The sequence below is a fragment of the Hymenobacter sublimis genome, assembly GCF_023101345.1.
Lineage (GTDB): Bacteria > Bacteroidota > Bacteroidia > Cytophagales > Hymenobacteraceae > Hymenobacter > Hymenobacter sublimis.
Map to the genome: position 1 here is coordinate 42,668 of NZ_CP095849.1, position 17,169 is coordinate 59,836.

Annotated in this window: 18 protein-coding genes; all 18 read left to right on the plus strand. The window is 63.7% G+C overall.

What is annotated here, in order from left to right:
• Positions 1-283 precede the first annotated feature (283 nt).
• The 18 genes from MWH26_RS19560 to MWH26_RS19640 all read left to right on the plus strand — a co-directional run bounded on the left by MWH26_RS19560 (position 284) and on the right by MWH26_RS19640 (position 17,164).
• Positions 284-766 (plus strand): hypothetical protein, encoded by a 483-nt coding sequence (locus MWH26_RS19560; protein ID WP_190786145.1) that lies wholly within the window; start codon positions 284-286, stop codon positions 764-766.
• A gap of 134 nt (positions 767-900) precedes the next feature.
• Entirely contained in the window at positions 901-1,032 is a 132-nt protein-coding gene (locus MWH26_RS20170; protein ID WP_262921998.1) for a hypothetical protein, read from the plus strand.
• Positions 1,033-1,100: 68 nt separating this feature from the next.
• Complete coding sequence (locus tag MWH26_RS19565; RefSeq protein ID WP_190786144.1) at positions 1,101-2,048, plus strand: DUF8832 domain-containing protein; 948 nt, start codon at positions 1,101-1,103, stop codon at positions 2,046-2,048.
• A gap of 62 nt (positions 2,049-2,110) precedes the next feature.
• Positions 2,111-2,833, plus strand: a complete 723-nt coding sequence (locus MWH26_RS19570) for a DUF305 domain-containing protein (RefSeq protein ID WP_215139133.1) — start codon at positions 2,111-2,113, stop codon at positions 2,831-2,833.
• A gap of 41 nt (positions 2,834-2,874) precedes the next feature.
• Positions 2,875-3,426, plus strand: a complete 552-nt coding sequence (locus MWH26_RS19575; protein ID WP_215139160.1) for a heavy metal-binding domain-containing protein — start codon at positions 2,875-2,877, stop codon at positions 3,424-3,426.
• 102 nt (positions 3,427-3,528) lie between these two features.
• Positions 3,529-4,773 (plus strand): TolC family protein, encoded by a 1,245-nt coding sequence (locus MWH26_RS19580; protein ID WP_247977171.1) that lies wholly within the window; start codon positions 3,529-3,531, stop codon positions 4,771-4,773.
• Position 4,774: 1 nt separating this feature from the next.
• A complete protein-coding gene (locus tag MWH26_RS19585; RefSeq protein ID WP_247977116.1) occupies positions 4,775-5,401 on the plus strand; it encodes a hypothetical protein in 627 nt (208 codons plus the stop codon).
• 12 nt (positions 5,402-5,413) lie between these two features.
• Positions 5,414-6,559 carry an efflux RND transporter periplasmic adaptor subunit gene (locus MWH26_RS19590; protein ID WP_247977117.1) on the plus strand — a complete coding sequence of 382 codons (1,146 nt, stop codon included), beginning with the start codon at positions 5,414-5,416 and terminating at the stop codon, positions 6,557-6,559.
• 18 nt (positions 6,560-6,577) lie between these two features.
• On the plus strand, positions 6,578-7,087 hold the full coding sequence (locus MWH26_RS19595; protein WP_111480610.1) for a YybH family protein: 510 nt from the start codon (positions 6,578-6,580) through the stop codon (positions 7,085-7,087).
• 95 nt (positions 7,088-7,182) lie between these two features.
• Positions 7,183-10,404, plus strand: coding sequence for an efflux RND transporter permease subunit (locus tag MWH26_RS19600; RefSeq protein ID WP_247977118.1), 3,222 nt, complete (start codon positions 7,183-7,185; stop codon positions 10,402-10,404).
• Between the two features lie 3 nt (positions 10,405-10,407).
• The gene (locus MWH26_RS19605; protein ID WP_247977119.1) at positions 10,408-10,719 is read left to right on the plus strand and encodes a DUF6122 family protein; all 312 of its coding nucleotides are present in this window, start codon (positions 10,408-10,410) and stop codon (positions 10,717-10,719) included.
• Between the two features lie 12 nt (positions 10,720-10,731).
• Complete coding sequence (locus tag MWH26_RS19610; protein ID WP_133257231.1) at positions 10,732-11,361, plus strand: helix-turn-helix domain-containing protein; 630 nt, start codon at positions 10,732-10,734, stop codon at positions 11,359-11,361.
• An 86-nt stretch (positions 11,362-11,447) separates the two neighbouring features.
• Positions 11,448-11,783, plus strand: a complete 336-nt coding sequence (locus tag MWH26_RS19615) for a four-helix bundle copper-binding protein (RefSeq protein ID WP_111480614.1) — start codon at positions 11,448-11,450, stop codon at positions 11,781-11,783.
• A gap of 162 nt (positions 11,784-11,945) precedes the next feature.
• A complete protein-coding gene (locus tag MWH26_RS19620; protein WP_207891091.1) occupies positions 11,946-12,590 on the plus strand; it encodes a hypothetical protein in 645 nt (214 codons plus the stop codon).
• Between the two features lie 158 nt (positions 12,591-12,748).
• Complete coding sequence (locus MWH26_RS19625; RefSeq protein WP_111480615.1) at positions 12,749-12,955, plus strand: heavy-metal-associated domain-containing protein; 207 nt, start codon at positions 12,749-12,751, stop codon at positions 12,953-12,955.
• Positions 12,956-13,050: 95 nt separating this feature from the next.
• Positions 13,051-13,248, plus strand: coding sequence for a hypothetical protein (locus tag MWH26_RS19630; RefSeq protein WP_073289192.1), 198 nt, complete (start codon positions 13,051-13,053; stop codon positions 13,246-13,248).
• Between the two features lie 301 nt (positions 13,249-13,549).
• The gene (locus MWH26_RS19635; RefSeq protein ID WP_247977120.1) at positions 13,550-14,737 is read left to right on the plus strand and encodes a DUF2231 domain-containing protein; all 1,188 of its coding nucleotides are present in this window, start codon (positions 13,550-13,552) and stop codon (positions 14,735-14,737) included.
• A 6-nt stretch (positions 14,738-14,743) separates the two neighbouring features.
• The gene (locus tag MWH26_RS19640; RefSeq protein WP_247977121.1) at positions 14,744-17,164 is read left to right on the plus strand and encodes a multicopper oxidase domain-containing protein; all 2,421 of its coding nucleotides are present in this window, start codon (positions 14,744-14,746) and stop codon (positions 17,162-17,164) included.
• The last annotated feature ends 5 nt before the right edge of the window (positions 17,165-17,169 follow it).

The following is a 17,169-nucleotide window of genomic DNA, read 5'->3' on the forward strand; positions in this document are numbered from 1 at the left end:
TTAGTACGGAATCTCACCCGAAACTTGCATAATTTGCACGTTGCAGGTGGACAAGGGATTTACATAATCCGGCCGAAGGCTTGCATAATTTTGCGCTGCTTGCCGGGGGCTTTTTTCCCTGACTGCCGCCTAAAACAGCCTGATGGCCATTTGCGGTCCTTTTTCGCAGGTTAAGCGGCCACCCACAGGAACGGCCCGGAAACTCTTTATTTAGAAATGGGGTAGATAAGCGGTACCGCCTTTTCGTGGAGAAGTCTACTTTTGCGGTTGCTTAGCGCCTGTCATGTTCCGTAGCCTGTTCCCCTTCCGCCGTTTGCTGGCGACGAGCTTCCTGCTCGTCTTCGTCAACGTGTTCGTGGGCCAGTGCTACTGCGCCACGCTTAACCCAGTGCAAGCGGCCCCGGTGGCCAAGGTCACCCCGCCGCAGAAGCCTTCACACCCTGGCTGCCACGGTCACGGCAATGCCACGGCAAAGCAGCAACCCACCAAGACCAAGCAGGACCATGCCCAGCACAACTCCAAGCCCGTGGGCAAGGATGACTGCTGCAAGGACAACTCGGCTGCTATCCTTAAGTCCCTCACAACGCCGGCTGAAAAGCAGCTGATGACACCCGCGCCGGCCTTGTTGCCGGCCAGCAGCGACTTCTTTTTCCGGCCCGCTGCCGGACAGTGGGACCGCACCCACTCGGTCGTTCTGGTGCTCCGCGAGCACCTGCCCCCCAAAATACCCGACATCCGCATCTTTATTCAGTCCCTGACGGTCTGATTGATTTGACGCGCCCAAGGCTCGCCCTGGCATAGCTCTGCTATGTCCGGGGCGGGCCTTTGCATTGTCGTGTCCGCCCGGCGCTTAGCTGCCCCCTCCCTCCTTCATCTTCCTGGTTTTACCCTCGCCTGACAATGAAAAGTTGTTGCGAAGAAGCCGGCGCACCCGCCCCCCTAGGCCCGGTTCGCCGCCTGCTGTCCTACCTGCTCTACGCCGCGGTAGCTGCCGGGCTGGGCATCGTGCTCTGGCAGCAGTTTCAGGCCTAGCCGCCCGGCAGCAGCGCCCCGGACTACTGGATATAGTCTCCCCATCAGTTTAACCCCATTCCCCTTTTATGCACCGCATACCGCTTTCCCTGCTGGCCCTGGCCGGCCTGCTCACCGCCAGCAGCTGCTCGTCCGAAACCGAGTCCAGCAAAACCACCGACACCGTCACCACGCCCACCAACGGCCCGGCCGAAGGCACCGCCGAGCATGGCGGGGGCCACACCTACGCCTGCCCCATGCACCCGGAAATCACCAGCACCAAAGAGGGCGACAAGTGCCCCAAGTGCGGCATGAACCTGGAACACAACGACAAGGTGGCCAACGGCAAAACTTACGAAATGAAGCTGGTGCCCACGCCCACGCAGGTGACGGCCGGGCAGCCCACCACGCTGGCCTTCACGCCCGTGGAGACGGGCAAAGGCTCCGCACCCGTGCCCCTGGACGTGGTGCACGAAAAGAAGATTCACCTCATCATCGTCAGCAAGGACCTGGGCCAGTTCTACCACGAGCACCCCGAGTACACGGCTGAGGGCGACTACAAAGTGCAGTACACCTTCCCCAAGGGCGGCGACTACGTGCTGTTTCAGGACTATACGCCTACCGGCTCGGGGCACCAGCTCGGTCGCCAGCCCCTCACCGTGAAGGGCGCAGCCTATGCGCCGGTCAAGTTCAAGAACGACGACATGCAATGGGAGAAGGACGGCTATAAGGCCACCCTCGCCTTCGACAAAGACCTGAAAGTGGGCCAGCTGCTGGGCATGAAAATCAACATCAGCAAGGACGGCCAGCCGGTGACGGACCTCGCCAACTACCTCGGCGCGCTGGGCCACGTGGTGGTAATCAGCGAGGACACCGAGCAGTACCTGCACGTGCATCCCAACGACCAGGCCGACAAAGGCCCCAACATCGGCTTCAACACCAACTTCGAAAAGCCCGGACTGTACCGCGTGTTCCTCCAGTTTAACCACGCCGGTAAGATTCACACCGGTGACTTCACCATCAACGTGAAGGCCTAGCGTGTGGGCTGGCCCCCTTCCGGCTTGCCTCTCTCTTTCTTCAACTTTCCCCAACCACACCCATGAAAAAGTCCGCTTTTTTCCTCGCAGCCCTTTGCTCGGGCTCCCTGCTGGTTGCCAGCTGCAACAGCGACAAGGCCGCCGATTCGACGGCTACTACCACCGAAACGACCACCGCCGAGGGCACCGCCTCCGGTGACATGGCCGGCATGGACCACTCCGCCGGGGCTACGGGCAGCGCCGCGGCCGGCGACTCGCCCCAACTGGTGGCCATGAACGAGATGATGCAGAAGATGCACGCCAGCAAGCCCAAGGGCAACACCGACCACGACTTCGCCCACCACATGCTGGAGCACCACAAGGGCGCTGTTGTCATGGCCGACATTCAGCTGCGCGACGGCAAAGACGCCACCATGCGCCAGATGGCCGAGAAAATCAAAGCCGACCAGCAAAAGGAAATCGCCGAGCTGGAAGCGGCCGCCACCCGCCTCGACAACGCCCCGACCAACTACAAGCCCAACGACCCCACGGACCCCTTCACCAGCAAGATGAAGGCCTCGATGGACGCCATGATGCCGATGCCAAAAAGCGTGGCCGACCCGGACATGAACTTCAACATGCTCATGACCATGCACCACCAGAGCGCCGTGGACATGGCCAAGGCCGAGCTGGCCCACGGCAAAGACACCAAGCTCAAGCAGATGGCCCAGCAGATAATAGATGCCCAGGAGAAGGAAATAGCGGCCTTCAAGGACTGGCACAATAAGAACGCCGACAAAATGTAGCCCGAAGGCTACTCCAACCCACTTTACTCATAACCCCTCCCATGAAGATTTCGCAAATTCTCGCCGCCGCCCTGTTGCTCGCCGCCCCGCTCACCGTTGCCGCTCAGCACAGCCACAAGCCCGGCACCGCTGCCCACGGCCACAAAGCCGCCGGCGAAACCCACGCCCACAAATCCCCCCACGGCGGAACGGTCCGCACGGCCGGCAAGTACCACCTCGAACTGGTGCAGCAAGCCGGGGAGGTGCACGTGTACCTGCTCGACGCCAACGAGAAAACCATGCCGCTGGACCGTTCCACCGGCACGGCCATGCTGCTGAGCACGGCGGGCAAAACCACCAGCGTGAAGCTGACGCCCACCGGCGACCATTTCGTGGCCGCCGTGCCCGCCGGCACTACCCTGCGCACGGCCATCGTGAGCCTGAAAGCCAACGGCAGCTCGCTCAGCGCCCGCTTTGAAAAGCTCGACGCGGCGGCCAAAGCCAGCAAGGCCACGGCCGCCGCCTACACCTGCCCCATGAACTGCGAAGGCTCGGCCAGCGACAAGCCCGGCAGCTGCCCGAAGTGCGGCATGGCCCTGGTGAAAAAGTCATAGACGTCGCCTGCTTTTCGGACGCCGGGCGTCCGGACCCGCTTCGTCCAGGTCGTCTGCCGCTGCAACGGTAGGCGGCCCGCTGGCTCGCTCTAACCTGATTATATGAAGTATCTGAAATTGAGAAGTGGCGTGCGTTTCCTGCTGGTTCTGGCCCTTTTGCTGGGATTAGGTTTCGAAGCTGCGCGCGCCCAAACCATCATCAGCCTGGACAGCGCCGAAGCCCAGAGCCTGCGCCGGCACCCCCGGCTGCGGCAGTCAACCCAGGAAATTGAGGAGCAGCGCGCCCTCAAGCGGGGCTCGTTTGCGCCCGCCAACCCGGACTTTCTGTTCTCGGCCCCTACCGGCGAGATGTGGGCCCCGGGCGTGGTGCAAACCATCGACCTGCCCAACGTCTACCGCCAGCAGCGGCGCGTGGCGCAGGCCGGTATTACCCTGGCCGAGCGCAACCGCGACGTGAGCCGGGCCAGCGTGCTGCGCGACACCCGCCTGGCGTACCTGACCCTGCAGTTTGCCGAGGCCCAGGTGCGGCAGCTCACCTACCAGGACAGCTTGTTTCGCGTGCTGCGCCTGGCCACCGAGCGTTTGTTTACGGCCGGCGAAGTCACCTCTCTGCAGCGCATCAGCACCGACGCCGAAGCCCGGCAGGTGACCGTGCTGCTGCAGCAAGCCACCGCCGACCGACAGGCCGCCCAGCGCCGCCTGGCCTTGCTGCTGGGCCGCCCCAGCGAAGCCCTGGCCACCAGCACCGACCTGGGCCGCACCGGCGCGGAGCTGGCTCAAACGGGCTCGGCGCTGCTCGCGGGCCTGCCCACCGAGGACAGCACGGCCCTGGTGCGCAGCCCCACGCTGGCCGCCGCCACCCAAAACGTAGCGCTGAGCCAGTCGGGCATCAGCCTGGTGCGGGCCCGGCGCACGCCGGCCCTCACCCTCGGGTACCAAAACCAAGCGTTTGAGAACTCAGCCCTGAAATACCGCTTCCAGTTCGGCCTGTCGGTGCCCATCTGGTTCTGGACCTACCGTTCTCAGCTGCAGGCGGCCACGGCCCGCTCGCAGGCCGCAAGCTACCAGCTGCAGGCCCAGCGCCTGGAGCTGAGCTCGCAGTACCAGCAGGCCCTGGCCGACACGCGCAAGTTCTCGGCCTCGCTGGGCTACTACGAGCAAACCGGGCTGCCGCAGTCGCGGGCCATCATCAGCCAGTCGCAGCGCCTGTTTCGGGCCGGCGAAGTAAGCTACCTGCAGCTCATCCTGAGCCTGAACCAGGCCTTTGCCATCCAGAATACCTACCTGACGACCATTCGGGACTACCGCCAGGCCCTCATCGAACTTAACTACCTGCGGGGTGAATAACATGAAACAACTCCTGATTTTGCTCCTGGGCCTGCTTGTGCTGAGCGGCACGGCCTACGCCCACGGGGGCGAGGACCACGGCGACGGGCCCAAGGCCGGCACGGCGGCGGGCGCCACGTCCTTTTCCGTGGCCACGCTCTCGGAACAGTTCGAGGCCCTGCTGCGCTACGAGCCCCTGGAAGGGGGTAAGCCCGCCGATTTGCGCCTGTTCCTCTCCGACTACGCCACCAACGCCCCGATCAAGGGCGCCAAGCTCACGCTCACCAACCCGGAAGATGCCAACCTGAAATGGGCCGTGAAAGAGCAGGAGCCGGGCGTGTACCTCGTCGAAGGCCAGTTTCCGGCCAACAAGGCTTACAGCTTCGCCCTCAACATCGTGGCGGGTGAGAAAGCCGATTTGCTCTTGCTCGAAGGCATCAAAGTAGGAGAGAAGCTGCCCGTCGCCGCGGCTCCCCACGCGGAGGCAACCGGGCTCTTTTCCTCCTGGAAAACCATCCTGGCCTTGACCGGGGCCTTTGTGCTCGGCATCGTACTCACGGCCCTGCTCATGCGCCGACGCCGTCCCGAGCCCGTGCCCCAGACTTCCGAGCAGGCGTTGACCGCCAGCCGCCGCACCCCCTTCCCTTAATGCTACCCCGATATGAAAACCAAGCATAAAATCCTGGCCGTTACGGCCGCCGCGGGACTGGTCCTGACGGTGCTGCTCCCTCCACCGGGTTTGGTGCAGGCGCACGGTGGCGAAGACCACGGTGGCACGGCCAAAGCCAGCACCGGCGTGGCCCTTTCCGACGAGGTACTGCTGCCCAAGGAAAGCCAGTTCCTGTTTCAGGTGCGCACCAACCTGGCTGCTTTCTCCACCACCTACAGCCGGGCCACGCTCTACGGCACGGTGTCGGCCGCGGCCGGGGGCGAGGGCCGCATCGTGGTGCCCCAGACCGGGCGCATCGTGAGCCTCGCGGCCCAGGTAGGCAAAACGGTGCGGGCCGGGCAGACCCTGGCCGTCATCGAGCAAACGCTGGATGCCACCCAGCAAATCGGCCTCAGCACCGAGCGGGCCAACGCCCAGGCCGAGCTGCGCGCCGCCCAGCAGGACTACGCCCGCCTGCAGAGCATCGCCGACATCGCCGCCCGCAAGGACGTGGTGGCCGCCGAGCTGCGCCTGCGCCAAGCCCGCCAGAACGCCAGCATCTACAACGGCCAGGCCCAGCAGCGCCGCGTGAGCATCACCTCGCCCGTGAGCGGCACCGTGGACGTGTTTAATCTCGCTGTCGGTCAACAAGTCAACCAGGGCGACGAGCTGTTTCGGGTCATCAACCCCGGCAAGCTGCGCGTCGAAGCCCAGGTGTTTGCCCAGGACCTGGACAAGGTCACGCCGGGCGCCATGTTCCGAATCGAAGGGCTGCAGGGCCAGACTGGCGTGCCCGCCCGCCTGGTGGTGTTCAGCAACGTGGTGAACCCGGTGAACCAGGCCCGCCAGCTGGTGCTGGAGCTTGATGCCCAGGAAGGCAGCGCCTACCGTGCCGGCCAGGCCGTGAACGTGCAGGTCGTGGGCCAGACCGGCGGGGGCAAGCCCCAGCTGGTGGTGCCCACCTCGGCCATCACCGACCTCAACGGCAAGCCCGTGGTGTTTGTGCACACCGAGCCCGAGCGGTTCAAGATTCGCTACGTGCAGCCCGGCGCCGTGAATGGCCAGCAGACCGTGCTGGTGCAGGGCGAAATCAACGAAAACGACCGGGTGGTCACCGCCGGCACCTACCAGCTCAAATCCATTTACCTCAACCAATAACCCTTTTCCCGTTTCCCTATGCGCCGTTTCCTCCTTGCCCTGTTGGCCGTTCCCGCCCTGTCGGCTACCGCTTTTGCCCAAACCACGCCCGCTGCAGCGGCAACCCCCAGCGCCGATGAGGCGGCTGTGCGGTCCGTGCTGACTAAGTACCAGCAGGCCGTGCAAAAGCTCGATACCACGGGCACCGCCCGCCTGTTCACGGCCAACTCCCAGGTGTTCGAGTCGGGTGGGGTGGAAGGCTCCTACCGGCACTACGCCGAGCACCACCTGGCCCCCGAGCTCAAGGAGTTTAGCGCCTTCACCTTCAGCGACTACAAGGCCGCCGTGCAGGTAGACGGTCCTTATGCTTTCGCAACGGAAACCTACACCTATACCATTAACCTCAAGAAGGACCCCAAGGAGAAAGAGGCCAAGGCGCCCATCGTGCGTCGCGGGGTGGCCACGTCGGTGCTGCGCAAAAACGCCGCCGGCCAGTGGCAAATCATGAGCACCCACACCTCGGCCCGCACGCCCCGGGTCAAGAAATAAGACGCACAGGGCGTGCCCTGTCCGCCCCACTGGCCCACCGGCCGGACTACACCGAAGTCGCCCTTGAGGCTCCTTCCACTTTGCGCTAATACCCCATGCTTGATAAGATAATTCGCTTTGCCCTGCAGAACCGGCTGCTGATGCTGGCCTTCGCCGTGGGCCTCATCATTGCCGGTTCCTACACCGCCAGCCAGCTGCCGGTGGACGTGTTGCCCGACCTCGACCGCCCGCGCGTGACCGTGTTCCTGGAAGCGCCCGGCATGGCCCCCGAGGAGGTGGAGGCCCTGGTGACGCTGCCCGTGGAAACGGCCCTGAACGGGGCCACCGGCGTGTCGGCCGTGCGCTCCAACTCGGCCATTGGCCTGGGCATGGTGTTCGTGGAGTTCGACTACGGCACCGACATTTTCACGGCCCGCCAGATTGTGAGCGAGAAGCTGCAAACCACCGGCGAGCAGCTGCCCGAGGGCATTACGCCGGTGCTGGGCCCCATTTCCTCGGTCATGGGCCAGATTATGCTGGTGGGCTTGTCGGGCGGCAAACAGACCAACGCCGCCGACCTGCGCACGCTGGCCAACTACACCGTGCGGCAGCGCCTGCTCAGCATTCCGGGCGTGGCCCAGGTTATTCCCATCGGCGGCGACAACCTGCAGTACCAGGTGCTGCTCGACATGCCCCGGCTCAATGCCACGGGCCTGACGGTAAACCAGGTGGAGGAAGCCCTGCGCCAGTCCAACCTGAACACGACGGGCAACTTCTTTGACCGCAACGGCTCGGAGGTGCTCATCCGCAACCTGGGCCGGCTGCGCTCGGTGGCCGACATCGAGAACATCATCGTGGGCTACCGCGAGCAGTCGCCCATCCGCGTGGCGGACGTGGCCAAGGTGGAGTTCGGGGCCCGCTTCAAGCGCGGCGACGGGAGCGTGAACGGCCAGCCGGCTGTTATCCTGAGCATCGAGAAGCAGCCCGGCGCGGCCACGGTGGGCCTGACAGCAGCCGTGGAAAAAGCCCTGGTGGAGCTGAAGCCTTCTTTGCCCAAGGATGTGCAGGTCAACACGCGCCTGTTCAAGCAGTCGGAGTTTATTGAATCCTCGATTTCCAACGTCGAGGAAGCTTTGCGCGACGGGGCCATTCTGGTGGTTATCATCCTGTTTGCCTTTCTGCTGAACGTACGCACCACGTTTATTTCTTTGGTGGCCATTCCGCTCTCGCTGCTGGTCACGGCGCTGGTGTTTCGCTTTGCCGGCATCAGCATCAACACCATGACCCTCGGCGGCCTGGCCATTGCCATCGGCGAGCTGGTCGACGACGCCATCGTGGACGTAGAAAACGTGTACCGGCGCCTGCGCGAAAACAAGCAGCTGCCACACCCGCAGCCGGTGCTCAAGGTTATTTACAAGGCCAGTTCCGAGGTACGCAACTCCATTGTGTACGCCACCATCATCGTGGTGCTGGTTTTCCTACCCCTGTTTGCGCTGGAAGGCATGGAAGGGCGCATTTTTGCGCCGCTGGGCATTGCCTACATCACGAGCATCGTGGCCTCGCTGTTCGTCTCGCTCACCGTCACGCCGGTACTCTGCTACTACCTGCTGCCCAAGATGAAGCAGATGGACCACCCCGAAACCGACGGCGGGCTGGTGCGCTGGCTGAAGAAAAAGGACACGCGCCTGCTCAGCTGGGGCTTGCAGCACCCGAAGCTGGTGCTGACTTCCACCGCGTTGCTCTTTGTAATGGCCGCGGCGATGGTGCCTTTCTTCGGCACCGAGTTTCTACCGGCTTTCAACGAGGGCTCCCTGACGGTCAACTTCTCCGCGCCCGCCGGCACCTCGCTCGCCGAGTCCAACCGCCTGGGCACCCTGGGCGAGCAGCAAATGCTCAAGATTCCCGAGGTGGCCTACACCGCCCGCCGCACGGGCCGCGCCGAATTGGACGAGCACGCCGAGTCGGTCAACAACTCGGAAATCGAGGTGGCCTTCAAAACGGAAGAGGAGTTGGAGAAGGAAGGCAAAACCATGCGCAGCCGCGACGAGATTCTGGCCGACATGAGGGAAAAGCTAAGCCTGATAACCGGCGTGAACGTGAACATCGGCCAGCCCATCTCCCACCGGCTCGACCACCTGTTGAGCGGCGTGCGGGCTCAGGTCGCCATCAAGGTATTTGGCAACGATTTGCTGGAGCTGCGCCGCTACGCCAACGAAGTGCGTGCCGTGGCCGGCACCGTGCCGGGCGTGGTCGACTTACAAGTGGAAAAGCAGGTCCAGATTCCCCAGCTGCTCATCCGGCCCAAGGACGAGGCCCTGCGCGCCTACGGCATGGCCCGCGGCGAAGTGGTGCGCGACCTCGAAACCCTGTTCCAGGGCGCCGTGGTCTCGCAGATGCTCGACGGCCAGAAGCGCTTCGACCTGGTGGTGAAACTGCCCGAAGCCCAGCGCAACGACATCGCCGCCATCAACCAGACGCGCATCGAAACGCCCACCGGCGCCATGATTCCGATCAGCCAGGTGGCGGAGGTCATCTACGAGCCGGGCCCCAACACCGTCAACCACGAAAACACCCAGCGCCGGATTACCATCTCCCTGAACGTGGCCGAGCGCGATTTGGGCTCGACGGTCAAGGAGATTCAAGCCAAGGTGAATTCGCAGGTGAAGCTGCCCCCCGGCTATTACCTCACCTACGGCGGGCAGTTCGAGAGCCAGCAGTCGGCCTCCCAAAAGATTCTCTGGCTGAGCCTGTTTTCGCTGGCCGGCATCTTCCTGGTGCTGTTCTCGCACTTCAAATCCAGCTACATGGTGGGGCAGATTATGCTCAACATTCCGCTGGCCCTCATCGGCTCGGTGGTGGCCGTGCTGGTCACGGGCGGCACGTTCAGCATTGCCTCGCTCGTGGGCTTTATTACGCTCACCGGCATTGCCTCGCGCAACGGCATCATGATGATTTCGCACTACATCCACCTCGTGGAGCACGAGGGCGAAAAGTTCGGCCTGCCCATGATTATCCGCGGCTCGCTCGAACGCTTGGTGCCGGTGCTGATGACGGCCCTGGTGGCCGCCCTGGCCTTGGTGCCGCTCACGCTGGCCAAGGACGCGCCGGGCAAGGAAATTCTGTACCCGGTAGCCACCGTCATCCTCGGCGGTCTGCTCTCGTCTACCTTCCTCGACATCATCGTGACGCCCGTGGTATTCTGGCTCGTGGGCGAAAAAGCCCTGGCCCAGTACTTCGCCTCCCACCAGGAAACGGGTTTGGACGACCACCCGCAGGAACTCGACGCGCAGCCGCTCACCCCGCCTTCGGATATGAATCCGGTGCTGCCCACCCGCTAGGCGATGCTGCACGCCTTTCTGCATATCACGGTGCCAGGGCTCTACGCCCTGGCCTTTCACCGCCCCCACTGGCGGCGGGTGTGGGCGGTGCTGGCCAGTGCCCTGCTGCTCGACCTGGACCACCTCTGGGCGACTCCTTTCTACGACCCGGACCGCTGCAGCATCAACTTCCACACCTTTCACACCTACTGGGCCATCGGCGGCTACGTGCTACTGCTGCTACCCGCCCGCACGCGCATCTGGGCCGTGGGCTTCCTGCTGCACATGGTGCTGGACTACACCGAATGCTGGCAGCGCGGCATTTACCTGCCTTAACCTCGCTTGCTGATGCCTAATCGCTCCGCTTCTGCTTCGCCCACCACTGTGCTTTACATCAAGCACATGGTGTGCGCGCGCGGTATCCGGGTGGTTCGGCAGGAGCTGGAAGGGCTGGGCTTGCAGGTGCTCGACGTGCGCCTGGGGGCCGCCACGGTCGCCGGAGAGCCGGAAGACCTGGACTGGCCCCGCCTGCGGGCCACGCTGGAAGCAGCCCGGTTTGCGCTGCTCGAAACCTTTCACCAGACCCTGGTGGAACGGGTCAGCGTGGCCGTGAACCGCCTGTTGCGCGAGCCCGGCGAAAGCCTGCGGCACCGGGCATTCGGGGCGGCGGTGGCCCGTGAGCTGGACCTGACGTACGGGCAGCTGAGCGCGGCCTTTGCCCGCTTGGTGGGCGATAAGACGCTGGCGGCCTACATCCTGAGTCAGCGCCTGGCTTATGCGCAGGAGCTGCTGCTTTCTTCCTCCCTGAGCGTGGGCCTAATTGCCCGGCACCTGGGCTACACCAGCCTGGCGCACTTCTCCGGCCAATTCCGGCGCTTGGCCCGCTGTTCGCCTTCCGCATATCGTCGGCTGCTGCGGGCCGAAAGGGCTCCGGTGGTAGGGGAGGAGGCCCCAAATCATGCAAGGGAAGAAGACTAATATGTAAAACCTTGGGCCACAGAGAAGGTATACTTAGGCAGCGACCCGGTTGGGTTGCCTTGTTCGTTCACCTACACCCCTTTCCCATGCATACCCAAAACCAAAGCCTGCTCGACGCCCTCAATGCCTGTATCGCCGCCTGTGAGCATTGTGCTACGGCCTGCCTGCAGGAAGACAACGTGAAGATGATGGCCCGCTGCGTGCTGTTGGACCGCGACTGTGCCGACATCTGCGCCCTCACCGCCCGCTTCACTGCCCGCGGCTCGGAGCACGCCGCCCATCTGCTACGCGAGTGCGCTGAAATCTGCAAGGCCTGCGCCGACGAGTGCGAGAAGCACGGCGCTCACTCCGAGCACTGCCGCCAGTGCGCCGAGGCCTGCCGCCGCTGCGAGCAGGCCTGCCGCCAGGGCATTGCTGCTTAAATATCCTCGATACCATGGGAAGCCAGCTCGTCGCGTACGGGCTGGCTTTTTCGTGGGCCCCGGTGTGTTAATTATGCTGGTTCGCGGCCTAATTCTGTACGCCGGGCCTGGGCGACACCCCTACTTTTGCGGGGTCCTTCACCCGCCCCAACTGCCTCGCTGATGACAATGGCTCCCGCCCTGCGCAAATTCATGCTCACCGCCCACATCACGTTCTCGGTGGGCTGGCTCGGCGCCGTGGCCATGTTCCTGGCCCTGGCCATCACCGGCCTGACCAGTACTGATGCGTTGCTGGTGCGCACGGCCTACCTGGCCATGGGGCTGAGCGGCTGGTTTGTTATTGTGCCCTCCAGCCTGGCCGCGCTGGCCACCGGCGTGGTGCAGGCGCTGGGCACGCCCTGGGGCTTGTTTAAGCATTACTGGGTGCTGGTCAAGCTGGTGCTCACGGTAGCGGCCACGCTGCTGTTGCTGCTGCACATCCAGCCCATCGCCTACCTGGCCGAGGTAGCCGCCAAAGCCGACCTCTCGGCAACTGACCTGCGCGGGCTGCGCCTGCAGCTGCTGGCCGATGCCGCGGCCGCGCTGGTCGTGCTGCTGGCAGCCACCGCCATTTCGGTGTACAAGCCCTGGGGCCGCATTGGTAAGTGGCGGCTGCAAAAGCAGGCGCATGCCCAAGCCGTGGCCGCGGGCCACGCAACTGCTATGCCCACCCCCTGGGGCCGCTATTTGCTCATCGCCGGGCTGGTGCTGCTCCTACTCTTTGTCATCGGCAAACACTTGCTCGGCGGGGGCATGGGCCACCATTAAAGCTAGCGTGCGACGTGTCAGGCAGGCAAAGGGGGATTAGCTGCTACAAATCATGCAAGCCTGAAGCCTAATTGTGTACCCCTTCCCGGGCACGTGCCGCTACTTTTGGGTGTTTTAATTCCGAACCCGCCCACCACGGGCGCCACGCATTTACTCCCATGAAAACGCTCCAATTCAACACCAACATCAACTGCGGCGGCTGCATCAAAGCCGTAACGCCCACCCTCAACGGCGAGAAGGCGATTGCCTCCTGGCAGGTCGACACGGCCAACCCCAACAAGGTGCTCACCGTGACCGGCGACGTGACCGAGGAGCAGGTGCTGGCGCTCGTAGAAGATGCCGGCTTCAAGGCTGAAAAGGCCTAGACATTTTAGTGAGTGCCACCCACGGAATACGGACCGTGGCTGTTTGAACTACCCCGCGGCCGTACCCGGCGGGCTCATCTTAACCACCAGAACCGATGAAACGCAAGATGATGATGTTCGGCGCCGCGGCGCTGCTCTCCGGCGGCGCCTTGTTTGGCTTCACCAGCCCAACCCCGACCGCGGCGGATTGTCCACTGAAGGGCACCCCCGATTGCCCGCTGGTGCAAAACTGCGCCCAGGCCGGCACTCCGGCCTGCACGGCGGGAGCCCCTAGCTGCTGCGCGGCCAAGTAAGCTGCCCACGCTCGTGTAAAACGCCCGGCCCCAGTAGGTCGGGCGTTTTTCGTTTTAGCGTTTCCTGGGACGGCCTGTAGTCAGGACCAGGTTGCTTGAAATTATGCAACCGTGCGGCCGTTTGCGTGTAAACATTGTCGCGGTTTGACTACGTATGGTACCCAACAGGGAAAGCAACGACCGCCTGGCTAGGACCAGTGGTCAGCGCGGCCTCTCCATTACCCATTGGGATTTGCCCCGGCACTGCTGCTTGCGGTCAGCCGGGGTTTTTCCGTGTACCGGCCTTGGCTCATTCGGCTCTATGTTTTCAGATTTTCCCAATCTGCACCCCCTGGTGGTGCACTTGCCCATTGTCCTGATACTGCTGGCTGCGGCATTGCAGGCCCTGCTGGTATTCAAGGACTGGCCCCAGGTGCGCTGGATTGCCTTGGCCGTGATGGCTGGGGGCTTTGCCGGGGCGGTGGCGGCCAGCACCGTGTTTCATGCGGCGGCAATTGGCCTTTCGCCCCGGGCAGCGGCCGTGTACGCGGCCCACGAGCAGTTCGCCGGCTACACCACCTGGCTCTCGGGCATCACGCTGCTATTGGCCGGCATCGGGTTTTACTTTAAGGTGCAGCGCCGGGCCTACGAGGTGCTGGTGCTGGTGGCAGCCGTGGCGGCGGCCGGCGCGCTTTCCGTGGCCGGGCACCGAGGTGCGCAGCTGGTGTACGTCGAGGGCGTGGGTCCCAAGGGCAACCTGCTCGATAAAAGCCACGGCCACGGCGGGGAGGATGCCATGCCCGGCATGGACATGCCGGCTTCCGAAGCGGACGCCCACAACGAGGAGCTTGGCCCAAGCGACGGGACTCGCCCACCATCAGTGGCTACGCCAGGTACCTCCCCGGCCAGCATGGAAGGCATGAACATGGGCCCCGGCCCGCAGGCCGCCCAGCTAGGTCAGCGCCGTCAACCCATGGAACAAATGGAAGGCATGAACATGCCCACCCAACGGCGCGGCGGCCAACCGCAGCCGGCGCCGGCAGGACGGGCCGCCCAGCAGGGAGCCATGGCCGATATGCCGGGGATGAACATGCCCGGGATGCGTACGCAACGTCCCTCCGGCCAAGGCAGCCCGCGCAAAGCGCCGCCCGCCCCGATGGACATGGGCAACATGCCCGGCATGGACATGGGTCCTGCCCGCTCGAAAAACACCTCCCCAAGCAAACCCGCCATAGGTACTATGAAAGGCATGGAAAACATGCCCGGCATGCAGCCCGCCGGCGGCCAAAAGCCTGTGACAACGCGCCAGCAGATGGACGATATGTCCGGAATGCCGGGCATGAAAAAGGGCGAGGCTATGCCCGGTATGGGCGATAGGAAGGGAATGGAGAAGCCCGGAACGGGCGCCATGCCGGGCATGCCGGGAATAGCCATGCCCAGCAGCCCCATGGATAAGTACCGGTTCGAGGACAACAACCCGGCCCGCAGCACCCCCAAACGCGACAAGTAACGACCGATGCGAATACTCTTTCTACTGGCTGCCCTGCTGGCCGCCATGCCCGCCTGGGCGCAGCACACGCCGGGCATGCGTATGGGCAAAAGCGCCGAGCCTCACCTGACCCAGTCTGCGCCCCCGGCTGCTCAGCTGCAGGGCAAGGTCGTGACGCCTCGCACGAGCTACGTGGGCAAGCGGGTGGAGTACGACCTGTACGTGGACGAGCGCCTGGTCAACTTCACGGGCCGCACCCGCCGGGCCATCGGCATCAACGGCCAGATTCCGGCCCCCACGCTCACCTTCAACGAGGGGGACACCGCCGTGATTCGGGTGCACAACCAGATGCACATGGAAACCAGCATCCACTGGCACGGCCTGCTGCTGCCCAACGAGCAGGACGGCGTACCCTACCTCAACACGGCCCCGGTCGAGCCGGGCGGCACCCACACGTTCGTGTTCCCCCTGATTCAGAGCGGCACCTACTGGTACCACTCCCACACCATGCTGCAGGAGCAGGACGGCGTGTACGGCTCCATCGTCATCCACCCCAAGCGCATTCCCTACGAGATGAAGGAGTACGTGCTGGTGCTCTCCGACTGGACCGACCACAAATCCAAGGAGGTGCTGCGCTACCTCAAGCGCACCGGCGAGTGGTTCGCCGTGCAGAAAGGGGCCACCCAGAGCTACGGCGAGGCCCTGGCCGCCGGCTACTTCAAGGACAAGCTCAAGCAGGAGTGGGGGCGCATGCCGGCCATGGACCTGACCGACATCTACTACAACAAATTCCTGACCAACGGGCAGGAAAAGGGCTATTTCAAGGACGCCAAGCCCGGGGAGGTGGTGCGCCTGCGCATCATCAACGGCAGCGCTTCCTCCTACTTTTACCTGCAGTACGCCGGCGGACCCATGCAGGTCATCGCCGCCGACGGCATCAACGTGGAGCCCTTCCCCGTCACCAAGCTCGAAATTGCCACGGCCGAAACCTACGACCTGCTGGTGACGGTGCCCGCTGTGGGCGCGGCCGAGTTTCGGGCCACGGCCAACGACATCACGGGCTACACCTCCACCTATATCGGGCAGGGCGAGCCGATGAAAGCGCCGGATCTGCCCCGCATCAACTACTTCCAGATGATGCGGGAGATGAACAGCATGGAAGGCATGAGCGGCATGGACATGGGCGGCGCCGGCATGACCAAAGAGCAGGGCAGTGGGGAGATGAAAGGCATGGACATGGCGGGCCACCAGGGCCCGAAGCCGGCCCCTCCGGCTAGTGGTTCGGCGATGCCGGGAATGAATATGGAGCACGGCGCCGCGCCCGCCACCACGGCCCCCTCACCGCAGAGCCGGCCCGCGAATGCCCAGGAAAAAGCCGGCAAAAGCATGGGCAGCATGCAGGACATGGGCGGTATGGCGGGCATGGACATGGGAGGAATGGCCGGGATGAGCGGCATGGGGGGCAGCGCCGGCGACTTCAACTACAACCTGTTGCGGGCCCTCAACCCCACCACGCTGGATTCGACCAAGCAGTGGCGGGAAATCAACCTGACCCTCACCGGCAACATGCTGCGCTACGTGTGGTCGTTTGACAACAAGACCCTCTCCCAGGCCGATAAGATTCCCATCCGTAGGGGCGAGAACGTGCGCATGACCTTTACCAACACCACCATGATGCGCCACCCGCTGCACCTGCACGGGCACTTTTTCCGGCTCGTGAATGCCCAGGGTGCTTATTCGCCGATGAAGCACACCTTCGACATTCAGTCCATGGGCAAGGTCACCATCGAATTCGACGCCAACGAGGAGCAGGACTGGTTTTTCCACTGCCACATCCTCTACCACATGATGGCCGGCATGGCCCGCATCGTGAGCTACGAGGGCACTCCGCAGAACCAGTACGCCCGCACCGACTACAAAGAGCTGAAAAAAGAAGACAACCAGCCTTACCTCTGGGCCGACCTGATGGCCCACTCGCAGGGCGCTTTTCTGGAAAGCACCCTGTCCAACAACCGCAACGCGCTCGAATTCGAGGGCCGCGTGAACTACCAAGGCAACTTCGAAACCGAAACCCACCTGCTGCGCTACCTCGACAACCGGCAGTTTATCGCCGCCTTTGTCGGCTTTGACTACCGTAACAACCGCACGCTGCTCGCGGAGGGCGAGCGCAACACCAAAAACAACCGGCGGGTGTTCGACGTGGGCGTGTATTACCTGCTGCCGCTGCTCGTGCGCTCGGAGCTGCGCCTGGACAGCAACGGCAAGGTGCGCCTGCAGCTGGAGCGCACCGACCTGCCGCTGAGCAACAACTTCTTCGCCGACCTGCTGGTGAACACGGACCGGGAATACAATGTCGCCTTCCGCTACATGGTCAGCAAGTACGTGTCATTGAGCACTAACTACGACAGTGACTACAAGTGGGGCGCCGGCCTGACGCTCCACTATTAATCGCC